Origin of the sequence: Moraxella sp. CTOTU48268, assembly GCF_032069585.1 — a bacterium.
Taxonomy (GTDB): Bacteria; Pseudomonadota; Gammaproteobacteria; order Pseudomonadales; family Moraxellaceae; genus Faucicola; species Faucicola cinerea.
The window spans coordinates 1-13,164 of sequence record NZ_DAMALV010000050.1 but is presented as its reverse complement, the minus strand read 5'-3'; the positions used below and the strand labels follow the sequence as shown (position 1 = coordinate 13,164).

Below are 13,164 nucleotides of genomic sequence, written 5' to 3'. Positions count from 1 at the left end.
CACATAGCATCTGATAGGTGCTGCTAGGCAGGTTTAAAGGAAAATTTTGTTCATACTGTTTAAGGTCGTGCTGATTTTTTATTTGCTGGTTCATCGTGTCAAAGTCCTTTTCACGGTTAAATTAATTATCGCAATACGCCAAAATTGCCTCTAGAAATAATACGGTATGTCAGTCAAAAGTTCTGGTATTGTTTCGTACATATTTGCTACAGTTAGCTGATGTGATGGATAAACTCAGTTAACTCATGAAACTATGGGAAAAAGGATGTTCCGATGATTGTACTTTGGCTTGCTATTGTTATTATCTTTATTATTGTTGCCACTGCAAAATTAAAATGGCACCCGTTTTTGGTGTTGATTCTTTCAGCATTTTTAGTCGCACTGTTTTATCAAGTTCCTATTGCCACTGTGCCTAAGACGATTGCCGAGGGCTTTGGGAATATTTTAGGTTATATTGGCTTGGTCATCGTATTTGGCACAATTATTGGACTTATTTTAGAAAAGACGGGTGCTGCAATCGTGATGGCAGAAACCGTAATTAAGCTACTTGGCGAACGATTCCCAACGCTAACCATGTCAATTGTCGGTGCTGTGGTATCGATTCCTGTATTTTGCGACTCGGGATTTGTGATTTTAAATTCACTAAAAGAATCATTGGCGAACCGCTTAAAAGTTTCCAACGTCGCTATGAGTGTTGCGTTAGCAACGGGTCTTTATTCCACGCATACTTTTGTACCTCCAACCCCCGGCCCTATTGCTGCCTCAGGTAATCTTGGTCTGGAAGCCAATCTTGGCTTAGTCATCGGTATGGGTCTATTGGTTTCGGTAGTGGCGGTAACCGCAGGTTGGTTATGGTCCCAGCGTTTTTTAACGGCCATTCCTGAATCAGACAATCCATTCATGTCAACTGACAAAGCCGCAGTGATGCAAGCGCGTGAGCAATATGGTCAGCTGCCATCAGCCACGATGGCATTTTTACCGATTATTGTACCCATTATATTGATATGTCTGGCGTCTATCGTAGCATTTCCTTCTAAACCATTGGGCAGTGGATTATTGGCTCAACTATTAGGCTTTGTTGGTCATCCACTTTCTGCTTTACTTATCGGTCTGTTTTTATCGTTTTTACTCATTAAAGGCAATAATAAAAGTCAACTAATTAGCGATAGTATCGCTGAGGGCTTAACGGTAGCGGCGCCAATTCTGTTGATTACCGGGGCTGGGGGTGCATTTGGTGCCATGTTAAAAGCCACATCGGTAGGTACTTATTTGGGCGAAACGCTAAGTAGTTTAGGTCTAGGTATTTTAATGCCTTTTATCGTTTCGGCGGCACTCAAAACCGCTCAAGGATCAACCACGGTGGCATTGGTAACCACCTCTGCCTTAGTCGCACCGATGTTAGGGCAAATTGGTATGGACAGTGATATGGGCCGAGTGCTTTGTGTCATGGCAATTGGGGCAGGTGCGATGACCGTATCACATGCCAACGACAGCTATTTTTGGGTTGTCAGTCAGTTTAGTCGTATGAGTGTGCCACAAGCCTATAAAGCCCATACTGTCGCTACAGGTATCCAAGGTGTCGTCAGTATGGTGTTTATCTGGTTATTATCGATTATTCTGCTTTAAGTCACACATTTCATAAAATAACTTTAGGAAAAGCACCGTGAAAATTGTTATTGCCCCAGATTCATTTAAAGAAAGCCTCACTGCCAGTGAAGTGTGTGATGCCATTGAGACAGGATTTGCCACTGTTTTTAAAGAAGCTGACATGATTAAAATCCCAATGGCAGATGGTGGTGAAGGCACGGCCGCCGCGCTTAAAGAAACGCTGTCTGGCGAATGGCAACGTATCATTGCACATGACCCTTTGATGCGCCCGATTGAGGCAAGCTATGTACTACTGCCCAATCAAACCGCCATTATTGAGATGGCAAGCTGTGTTGGCTTGCACCTACTGACACAGGCAGAGCGAGACCCAGGCGTCACGACTACTTATGGCGTGGGTGAAATGCTACTTGATGCGATTGATAAAGGCGCAAAACATATTATCCTAGGTATCGGTGGCAGTGCCACCAATGATGCAGGTACAGGTATGCTAAAGGCCTTGGGCTATCGTTTCTTGGATGCACAGCATCATGAGCTTGTGCAAGGCGGTAAAGCGTTAGCGGCATTGGCGTTTATTGATAGCAGTGGGGTTAGCGATAAAATCGCTGATATTAGTATTACCGTTGCCTGTGATGTGACCAATCCATTATGTGGCAAACTCGGTGCTAGCCATGTGTATGCCCCGCAAAAAGGGGCGACGCTAGACGATATCGTTCTTTTAGATAATGCCCTTAGCCATTTTGCCAATATTGCCAGCCGTCAAAATTTCCCCGATAATCGCAATGAAGCAGGCGCAGGGGCCGCAGGTGGTTTAGGTTTTGCGTTAATGACGTTTCTATCGGCAATACTGGCTGGCGGATTTCAGCTGGTAAGTGAATTTAGTAATCTTGAGCAGATGATTCAGCAAGCAGATTTGGTCATCACCGGTGAAGGGAAGATGGATTTTCAAACGTCCATGGGCAAAGTGGCATCAGGCGTGCTATCACTTGCCAAAGCAGTTAATGTGCCCGTTATCGCCATTTGTGGCGTGGTCGATGACCCCCACAGCCATTGGAAAGACGATGGTTTTACAATAGCGATTCCCAGTATTCAAACTTTAGGCTCGCTTGATGAGGCACTTGCTTTAGCAAAACAGAATGTTGAAAAAACTGCCTATAATATCGCGATGGCGATGCAATTGGGTCAACAATTAAACCGTTAGTATTTAGCCACATAGTGATGTGATTAAAAAAACCCCGACCTTGGCAATGACGTACACCTAAAATACCTAAATTTACATTAAGCTGAATTCCCTTACCTAAAAGGGATTCAGCTTTTTTATTGTCTTTATTATTTCAAAATTTTAGTGTATATTTAGGTATATTAAATAGTTTTTGGTCACGTTAATTTTGCTGTATAAAATCAAAAATGACACCAACCTATATCCGCCCTACCCTATTTTTGCAAAGTTTGTAAATTATATTATTAAAAATATCTAAATTTTTAATTAAAAATTTATTTAAAATGTTATCTTAAATATTAATTAAATAAAATTAAAATATATGTTTACTAGTATTTTTAAGGAATGATAGGTCAAATTAATTCTCTATCGATATTTATTTAATATTTTCTAAATGAAAAGGTAAAGATTATGAATACTAAACTACCTATTAGCATTGAAGACCTACTATATCAAAGGACGATTGAAAGTGAGCGTATCGAATACAAGGCTGATGGGAATTCTGAATCTATTTTGCATACCATCTGTGCCTTCGCTAATGATTTTCATAATTTTCCCGATGGGGCAGGTGGTGACAGTTTTGAAGAAAAAATTTTTACTGGACCATTGGAGCGTATCACTCAAGATAGCTTAGATTACATTAAAAGTCGCTTTCTAAAAGAGACCATGATTAAACATCCTGACCGTGCACAAGCGGAACGGTTTTGGAATTATCCATTCATTGCGATTGAAGAAGCAGTGGTCAATGCGGTATATCACCGCTCTTATGAAGAACGCAATCCAATCGAAATCCGCATTTATCCTGATGAAATCATCATATTAAGCTATCTAGGTGCAGACCGTTCTATTAGGCTTGATGACTTGCAAGCAGGACGTGCTGTAACAAGGCGTTATCGTAATCGACGTATTGGTGAATTCTTAAAGGAGTTGGACTTAACCGAAGGTCGCTCAACAGGTGTTCCCAAAATTTTACGAGCCATGAAAAAGAATGGTTCGCCTATGCCAACTTTTGAGACGGATGATGAACGCACCTATTTCTTAGTAAAATTACCCATTCATCAAAAAGCAATGCTAGATGAAAGCGTAATTGAGCAAAATACATTTACCCCCCAAGCTACCCCCCAAGCTATAAAACTACTGACAAGCTTAAATAACTACGACAATCAGGTGATAACTCGTCAAGAATGGATGGACTTGTTAGGTTTAAAGGACAGCCGAAACTTTAGAAAAGTATACCTTAATCCCGCCCTAATAGCAGGGTTGATTGAAATGACCATCCCCGATAAGCCCAATAGCCCTAACCAACAATACCGTCTTACTACACTAGGTAAAGCAGTAGTGAAATAATTTAAACGAGATGGGGAGATAGGGAAATGGCAAAAAACACATCAAAAATAACTCACAGAATCACCACCAAAACTCTGTCTGTAACGACTGAAAATTTTGTTGTCCATCCTTCGGTAGTTAAAGCCTTTCAAATTTACTGTGAAAACTTCCCTACTCCTTCTGCTCACCAAAATTTGCATAAGCCCTTGATATTTGACGTGATAAAAGATGATGACAGATTTTACTTTTTTGATAACTTTGCTGAAGTGGTACTAGTCAATGATGTCACCAATGTAACAATTAGACCACTTCCTTTGTCAAATATCGACATTGAAAGAAGGGCTTGGGCATCTTTAAAAGCTGATTTTTATGCACTTAAGCCTATCAATCCCAAAATTTTTAATGAGCTTAAGCAATATATGCCAAAAAAAATTGCTGAAGAACTATTTGGGGGCAATATGACAATTGAAAAAATTTTAGCTGATTTGCAGTTAGAACGTCATCATTATGATTATCAAGCCAAGTTACAACGAGAGCATCGGCAATATACTTTTCCATTATTTTCCCAATTAATTCAAGAGGCTCTAGATGGATATTGATAAATTAATTGCTGTCCTATTGCCAAAGCACGATGACGAGTATGTGCAGTCGTTACGAGACTTTTTTCTGACGGTTACATCTATTACTGATTCTTCATTTGTCGGTTTTGATATTACGGATAAATCGAATGTCATATTGGAACCTAAACAGTTAAAAGAGATTTTTGAAAGTTACAAAGGCAAAACTACGAAGGAGAGTTATGAAGTTAAAGCATTTCTTGCTAGTAGCTATGTTCTCACACCATTTGATATAAAAAATCCATCATTGGAGTGGCAATGGATATCTAAGCTTTGCCACCTTTTACTATATTTTGCTAATAACAAGTTGACTCGGCGTATTAGCGAAACCAGCATTGAAGCGAGAAAGTGGCTTACACCCAAGTCTAGTTATCAATCGCTTTGGCAAAGTTGTTATACCACTTGGCAGGCAGATACACTGGAACGAACCTATCGAAATGTTCATCAGCAACTAGAAATTTTCGAAAACGCTAATCACCCAAATTTATCAAAACTACAGTCAATTTATCGCACGCTTGAATTTACCTATCATCACCGACAACCCATTACTCGAAAAAACCAAAGTAGAAGGAGCCAAGCAAAACCTAAGATTGACGAGAGCTATACCCAAACGTTGGCTGTCAATGATATCGATGATGATACTGATGAATTGGTAGAGGTTAGAGAGATTGAATCAACGCAGAATGATATTGATGCGTTGCGCGAGCGTCTTGATAATAATTTGCCTACTTACGTCGTTCTTGAGCAACGTAGCCTAAAAGCAACCGAAAAATTTTCCCCAAAACAAATTCAGCGTCGAACCAAGGCGAAAGTTTCCCATGCTAACCGCAATGAGCTATTTAGTCTGATCAACATTCGTCATTTACCGCCTTTCGTGATACAAAATGTTTGTAGTAAGCTGTGGCAGTATTTTCATCAAGCAGACATCGAGAGAGATAAAAAGCGCGCTGTGGCTTATTTACTGCTTTCGTTACACACCGGTTATTCGATCCAACAGTTATCCGTTGATATTAATAATAGTGAGAAAAAAATTGTTGATGTTAGTAATCGAACTCAACAATTTGATTTTTTTATAAAGCTTGATATTACCCCACTGCGTATTCGGCAGATAGGTATTGAAAATGTTCTAGCAAATCGCTTGTCATCAATAAAATTACCGCTACCTCATGAGTTAGCGAGTTTTTTGGCATACAAAGGTGAGCCGATGGAACCATGGGTTGACACAGTTATTAGTGAGTTACGTCAAGAACTGGTTTTACCCTACCTCAGCTTAGCCCGCATCGAAAAGTCACTTTATACCTTGCTTATTTATAAAATTACGACCACACAGATTGCTAGTATTATTACAGGCAGAAATGCTCGCAAACGTGCTGACCTATCGTATACCTCTCTTAAACAAATACAAATTTTCGAGGTTTATCAACAAGCGATTGCACTGCTGAATCAACGTAGTTGTTTAGATTTAAGTTATTTCAGCACTAAGCCAGATGCTGATTTTCGTATCGGTAGCCAAAATACGCCTGAATATTTATTGGTAAAACGCTTCTTTGAGCATTTACACAAACAGCTTATTACCCAGACGCATTACATTGATAAGTTTAATGCTTATAGCTTATGGCTCTGGCATGTGTCGCTAATTCTAACTTCTGTTCGTGCGGTGGAAGGCGCACCTGGCTTTTTGAAGCAATTTAATCTAAGCCGAAAAATCGCTTGGATTCAAGACAAAGAAGAACGTTTCACCACCAATGCCCAACGCCTTGTACCAATCTGTGATTTTCTGGTTAAAGCAATACAAGATTACTTGGAATTTTTGTCAAAATTTTCTGCCAAGTTTGGACGATTAAATCCTGCATTAGCTCATCAGATTGAGCAAATTCTACAATCTAAACGTCCTTTAATTAATTGGTTAGATACCAAGGGCAATATGGCAAGTATGCGACCTGCGATTATTCAAAAACAATTAGCAGAAAATTTTAAGTTTAAAGCGGATTGGACACGTCATGTTGGGCAACGTTTTTTGCTAGAGCAGCAAGTTGATGAAGCCATCATTTCGGCCATATTTGCGCATGAGATGTTTGGACAAGAGACCTGGCAAAAACATTCGTCAATGAGTGTGGGTCATATCATCGTGGTTCGGCATGTCTACGATGATTTAGCTCAAAAACTCCAATTACAGCAGATTGCATGATAGCTCATTGGAAGAATTAAGGTATGTGGTAAGCGAGTTTAGTTGAATTTAGGTGATAGACCATCTCCATCAGCAATAACACTCGAATATATGTCGAAATTCCATCAGGAAATCGACATAAGGCATGTTTATGTTTATCGCATCGACACTAAAATACGATATGTCGATTTTTAGCATGAAAATCGACATATCCGTCATAATGTGTTTACACCATCGACATATCAAGCTGATATGTAAAAATTGAAATGTAACATCGAGGAACACTGGACAAGCAGGATCATGTATATCCTTACAGGTATCATCCAGAAATGTGAATGGACAATTAACAAGTTACAAGCGATTCATTTGCTTCCCCAAAATACTAGCAAGTTTAAAAAACATGGGAAACCAACGCATGCCTAATTCTGATTTATTTGGTTATGAACGTCGACAACAAGCGCTTAAAAGCGCTCGAAAAGTTGACAATAGACACGCGATTGAAATTAGCCAACAAGTTTGTGAAAGTGAATGGCAAAGCTTTCTAAATGAAATGAAAGTTGACAGTGCTGAAGGCTATAAAATTCAAGTAAAAGATGAACTTATTGATAAATTGTATGAAAGGATCTTAAAACAATTCAATGAGCAGCTTAAGGCTACTCAACTACCTGCTGCAATGGCTCACCGCTTAAAGTTTTTCAACAATATCAATAAACAACGTAGTAAGGCAAATCTAAAACCGTTCCCAACCCCTGTTATAGCCAATATCCCTAAACGTCCCGCTAACACCAATGATCTAGACAATTTTTTATATTTAGAAACAGCCGAGCAAATCGTTAATAATGCCCTACAAATTTGGCAAGTTAAGAATAGCTTTACCCTAATCGATAGTGTGACTTGGTTATTATTTTCCCAGATCGTCTTTGGCGGTTATAACGAAGCGCTGATCATAAAAGCGGTATATCAAGCATTAAAAGACAAAACAACCATTTATCACGTCGGTAAAGAACAGCTATTACTACCGATTGAATTAACATCAACTGAGTATGCCAATCGTATTGTAAGGTTAGATAATGACAACCCTGATGAGGTTCAATTATATTATTCAAGATGGGTGTTTTTAAATGATGTTAGTCGGCTCTGGCTGGTGTATCTCAATACGCATTTTACTGAAAGCAGCAAATTTCCCAGTTATGCAGAATGTATTCGCAGACTGAGCGACCTGGTTGGCGAAAAGTTTAACGCCGATAACTTTGCAAATTCCAATTTCCTCAATCATATCAATATCTTTTGGCAAACCCTACCCAATGTAAAGATTGACCAGCAAATGGTTGAAACCCTGGTCGGTCGACAACGCCATACTGCTATCACCTTTGAGCAACTGCTGCGCTATTTTAGCCCCATAAAAATCGATGCACGTACCAAAGCTTCGTTAACCATCACTAGCAACGATCCGACTATAGCGATTGATCAGCTTACAACCTCAAATAGCAGCGCTAAAACACCTGATCTAGAAGGCGATTTTAAGGATGATATTGTTAAAGTCATTCGCAACATTTTAAATGGTCAGAAAAGTCAAATTGTCAGTCAATTAGCGCGGTTTTACGCTAATAGCCCGTTATTAGCTAACCAGCAACGCCTGGTGAAATGGCTCATAGATTTAGCTAAAAAAGGCAATAAACCTAGCACGTTACAACGCTATTTATCAGAGATTGGCAATGATTTTTTGGCAGAAACTCGTGATGCAGATTTTATTGGTTGGCAAGATTTTGAATATAAATTTATTTATGACAAAATTATAAGGACAAAAAACACCTTAAAAATGGGCTATACCCGAACTGTGCTTGCCTCATTGCACGACGTACTCGTCAGGGAGTTTAACGCACCCTATCTTAGATTAAACGGTGAAAAAGATCCCTTAGTCGTTAATAGTTGTCTAATTCCTGTCGCGCTATATCAGCATATGCTCACGCAACTAGAGAACCATCCGTCTTTTAATGATAAGTTAAGAGATGTGCTAAAACTGATACTGATTCTATTGTATCGTACAGGGATGCGATTTATGGAAGCGCTATCAATTAGGCTTTCAGATATTGAGTATGATAATCAGGGGTTTATTGATTACAATATTGTCTTAAGACCACATGCACAGCGCGATTTAAAATCTGATGACGCCACCCGCCGTTTTATGCTCAATGTGCTGTTGCAGCCTACTGAACTGGCTGCATTCACAAAATATTTCCATCAAAAATTACGACAAAATGCCCAGTATTTATTTACTCTACCACACCATGCTCAACCTATCGATAGAAACAGTGTCGAGCTACCATTTCGCGGGATTTTAACTGACCCCATTTTACAAAATCGCTATCATGACATCAGTATGCACAGCTTTCGTCATAATGCCATTTCAAATATGGCGCTGATATTACGTTGTGATTATAGTGTGATTGAGTATTTTACCGATTATAGCCGTGAACAGGTACAAGCCATTCGACATGCTGCATTGGGTCCAAAAAGAAAGGTTAGCCCAAGTTTTTGGCAAGTATTGGAAGATTTTGCAGGGCACGCCGATTTGAATACCACCTTTAGTTCTTACGTTCACACCGCGGATATTATCGCCCATCATCAACTGTCAAAAGCTAAAATTCAATTACCATTGGCCACTGTCATCAAACTATCAGGTAAAGCAAGGCGTAGCTTTAACCAATATCACAAGGACGCGGTAGATTTTGATAATGAAGTCGTTAATCTTTGGCATATTCGCAGCTTTATGAACAATGCACTTTCAACGCAAAAATTACAGTCTAGTGCCAAGCAAGCAATAAAATTGGATGCTGTTGATACGCCTCTTCCAACAACATTACAAGATCCGCCATCATCTTCGATTTTTGGTCAATACAAACGTCTGGTCATTGAGAAAATGCTGAGGGATATCGAATCGGGTATGGATTTATCGAGTGCCTGTCAACTTAATATTGACTTTAACGACGCGATGCTAATTTATCAAAATGCCCTAAAACTGATTACCAATGAAGATGGCTCATCCAATTATAAATTTGTCAGTCAAAAGCGGCAGCAAATATCATCCCATCCGATCATTACGCCAACGCCATTGCACTATCACCAAGAAATCGCTTTAGCAAATCTCTGCTTTGATAATATTGAAAAACTGTGCCAGTTTAAAGCAGGTAAACGCGAATTAACTGAATTTGTACAAATTTTTTATGAAAAAACCATACCTTCAAAACCAGAAATTCGGTTTCCATTCAAAGAAACCAAGCAGTTCTATGGCTATCTTGAAACGGCATTAAAAATACTCCCAAGCGAGTATTGGCGTATCAATATTTGTAAATATACACCGACCACAGTAGTTAATGAGATAACAGGTGAAAAATCTTTTACCATGCCGATTGATAAGAAAGAAACGGGACACGCTATCAAAAAATTTAATGAAAAATTTGCTGACTTCAAAGGAGAGATTATCCAAAAGCCGATTTATAGCGGGTTTAGCCTCAGTATGATTCGCCCAAATGATAAAGGCAAGCCCACAAAAAAACAGCCGAATTCAGTGATGATAAAACACATCGTACATTGGCTAATGATCATGATGTTTTAATCTATTTCAAGTTTTTGCTCTTAATTGGCAAAGCAACCATCAAAGTGTTGCAAGAGATGAGGACTTTTTTGGATTCGTTTTATTATTGGATTCATCAGGTAATGTGACATTTAAAAAAGGCTTGGCACACTAATTTATGCCAAGCCCTTTTCAATCAAGAGCAGAATTTTAGGGACGGTAGATATACAAGCGATCGCTGTCAATATCGCTGTTGGCTTTGTCGATGTATTTTGGCGTGATAAAGTCTTTGCTGTCTTTGACTTGCGCAGCGATGCCAAAGTCGTCATCATTGATCAGCCCCAATGTACCATTCGGGAATAGGAGCAAACCTTCAAGCTTATCATGCGGGTAGTTTAGCTTCATCACCGCATCGAGATACTCGGTTTTACTCACTGGTCGAATGCCTTTACTAGCAAGCACATTCCAACCATCGGCAGTGAGGGTCAACTGCTCCAAGGTTTTGCCACCGACCATTAAGCCAAGATTTTCGTCTTGCACAATGTCGGTAGTATTGGTGAGTGATTCTAAGTTTGTCGCACCCATTAGGCTAATTTTATATACCTTTTTAATCGCTGCGGCATTAAGTTGTGGCAGGTCGCCATCGCGCTCGATGACATAAAATGTGTCTTTATCAATGGCGACAATGCCTGAGTTAGAGTCGGTAGCAGTGTTTTGTTGTTGGTAAATAAATTGCTCGATATTACCCGTTGCCAATTCGATACGCACAATACGGGTCATGGTCGATTTTTTGGTGGTTTTATCAGGGTTATATAGAGCTGATTGCATGATACCAACCAGATATTTTTGATCTGGGGTAACTGTTAAGCCCTCCATACCGCGATTGGCGCGGCGTTTTTTAAATTCCGCTGGTAGGGTAATCAGCTTGCCATTTACTTTATAAGTACTCGCACCTTCACCCGTATCAAAGGCATTGATACGGGCAATCTCGCGACCAGTGGCATCAAAGTGAACGATGTGTGGGCCATACTCATCACTCACCCAAAAGGTCCCATCTTTCATCACTGCTAAACCTTCTGGGTCAAAGCCATACGGGTCAGTTTTGGTAGGGTTGGTCAGAGCATCATAAGGCTTGGTTTGGTCGACCAACATCAAGCGGTCAAAGCCGGTATCCGTGGTGTTTTGGATATAAGCGACTTCTTTGGTTGCCCCATTGACTGGGTTGGGCAAACCAGTGACTTTGGTGGTACCGTCTGGGCGTTTAAACTCTATCACTTTAACTAAGCTGATTTTGCCGTCATTGCCAAGTTGGAACAAGCCAAGATTAGGTGTATAACTAGGCACAGGGAAAGCTTTGCCTTCCCCTTTATCCAGATTAGGGTCGCCATTCACCACATCAGCATTGGGTCCACGGTCAGTTAAGGCATAAAACTGCGTTGGATTCGCGGGATTAACAAATGCGTCTGAACCATAGCCGCCTTGATAGACGTTGACGGTTTTGCCATCTGCGTCTTTGGTGGTCAGTAATACTTTGCTTGGCAGCGCAGTGCCATTTTTGAAGGTGGTAAGTAAGTTTTCATAACTTGTATTAGGAGTTGAGTTATCAAAAGACACATTAGAATTATTATCATTATTACAGCCGGCTAGCAAGCTAGCTGTAGCAACGGCTAATAGGGTTAGCTTGGTTTTGGTTAACATGGTTGACATAACTGTCCTCAAATTAGGTAATAAACTATGACTAACGTACTGGGTAAATTAGATAACTCTAGCTCATTATTATGTCATTTTGATGATAGGGTTTGGCTACGCAAAAGTACTGTTTGCGGTTAGTATATTTTGAGCAGTACATTCCACCAAATGTCTCTTTTATCCATGCGATTATCAATTGTCTGCCAAAGCTTCAAGGCTTTGGCAGAATCTAATTGCTCTTCAATTAATTTCCAACGCTGTTCATTCATATCACAGAAAAATCGACCGTCTTTTTCACGCTCGGCATCGCCATACTTAAAAGAGTCATACAAAATCCCATCGGGTTTTATACAAAGAATTAAATCATTAAGCAGTTTTGGTAACTCATCAAAAGGTACATGAAGTAAAGACGCACATGCCCAAATCCCCGTAAAATGATTTTGCCAGCTTTGTTTGGCTATCTCATGAAATCTTAGACATTGCCAGTAAATACGCGTATCAGTTTGCTTGGCTAAATCAATTACATTTTGCGAGCCATCGATGGCGACAACTTCAAAACCTTGATTAGCAAAAAATACACTATCCCGCCCCGACCCACAGCCAACATCCAAAATCTTTTGCTGATTAGACAAATGAGTTTTTGGCAAATATTCTAAAAACGGATGATACACATTCTGCATATCGACATTGATTGTTTGGCTAAAAAATTCTTTAGCATTCCTCTGATAATAATCCAAAGTACCCATTAAAAAATACTCAGCCCTTGTGGCTTAGGTTGCCAATTATGAATGAGACGTTCTTTTGAAAAACGATAAGAACCTGTTCACAATCTTTTCAATAATAAAGCGATGAAAGCGAGATGGGTAAATTGAAGGCTCGTATTTAAATGACGCTCACAGTTTTTCCATAGAGGTCTATTTTTCTCAAGCCAAGCAAACGAACGTTCTACAACCCATCGCTTTGGTAT

The 13,164-nt window shown here is 39.7% G+C and carries 8 protein-coding genes and 1 pseudogene; 6 read left to right on the top strand and 3 right to left on the bottom strand.

Annotation, left to right across the window (positions count from 1 at the left end):
- Positions 1-273 precede the first annotated feature (273 nt).
- The 6 genes from RT143_RS11475 to RT143_RS11450 all read left to right on the top strand — a co-directional run bounded on the left by RT143_RS11475 (position 274) and on the right by RT143_RS11450 (position 10,550).
- Positions 274-1,626, top strand: coding sequence for a GntP family permease (locus RT143_RS11475; protein ID WP_313093168.1), 1,353 nt, complete (start codon positions 274-276; stop codon positions 1,624-1,626).
- 37 nt (positions 1,627-1,663) lie between these two features.
- The gene (locus RT143_RS11470) at positions 1,664-2,806 is read left to right on the top strand and encodes a glycerate kinase (protein WP_313093166.1); all 1,143 of its coding nucleotides are present in this window, start codon (positions 1,664-1,666) and stop codon (positions 2,804-2,806) included.
- Between the two features lie 429 nt (positions 2,807-3,235).
- Complete coding sequence (locus RT143_RS11465) at positions 3,236-4,171, top strand: Fic family protein (RefSeq protein WP_313093164.1); 936 nt, start codon at positions 3,236-3,238, stop codon at positions 4,169-4,171.
- Positions 4,172-4,197: 26 nt separating this feature from the next.
- A complete protein-coding gene (locus RT143_RS11460) occupies positions 4,198-4,749 on the top strand; it encodes a hypothetical protein (protein WP_313093163.1) in 552 nt (183 codons plus the stop codon).
- The gene (locus RT143_RS11455) at positions 4,739-6,955 is read left to right on the top strand and encodes a hypothetical protein (RefSeq protein WP_313093162.1); all 2,217 of its coding nucleotides are present in this window, start codon (positions 4,739-4,741) and stop codon (positions 6,953-6,955) included. Before RT143_RS11460 ends, RT143_RS11455 begins: the two co-directional genes overlap by 11 nt.
- A gap of 394 nt (positions 6,956-7,349) precedes the next feature.
- Positions 7,350-10,550 (top strand): tyrosine-type recombinase/integrase, encoded by a 3,201-nt coding sequence (locus RT143_RS11450; protein WP_313093160.1) that lies wholly within the window; start codon positions 7,350-7,352, stop codon positions 10,548-10,550.
- Positions 10,551-10,718: 168 nt separating this feature from the next.
- Here the strand turns inward: RT143_RS11450 and RT143_RS11445 are convergent, their stop codons facing one another.
- The 3 genes and pseudogenes from RT143_RS11445 to RT143_RS11435 form a co-directional block, all read right to left on the bottom strand.
- Positions 10,719-12,215, bottom strand: coding sequence for an esterase-like activity of phytase family protein (locus tag RT143_RS11445; RefSeq protein ID WP_313093158.1), 1,497 nt, complete (start codon positions 12,213-12,215; stop codon positions 10,719-10,721).
- Positions 12,216-12,334: 119 nt separating this feature from the next.
- Positions 12,335-12,943, bottom strand: a complete 609-nt coding sequence (locus RT143_RS11440) for a class I SAM-dependent methyltransferase (protein ID WP_313093156.1) — start codon at positions 12,941-12,943, stop codon at positions 12,335-12,337.
- Between the two features lie 77 nt (positions 12,944-13,020).
- Positions 13,021-13,164: pseudogene (locus RT143_RS11435) on the bottom strand (IS5/IS1182 family transposase); the annotation flags it as partial.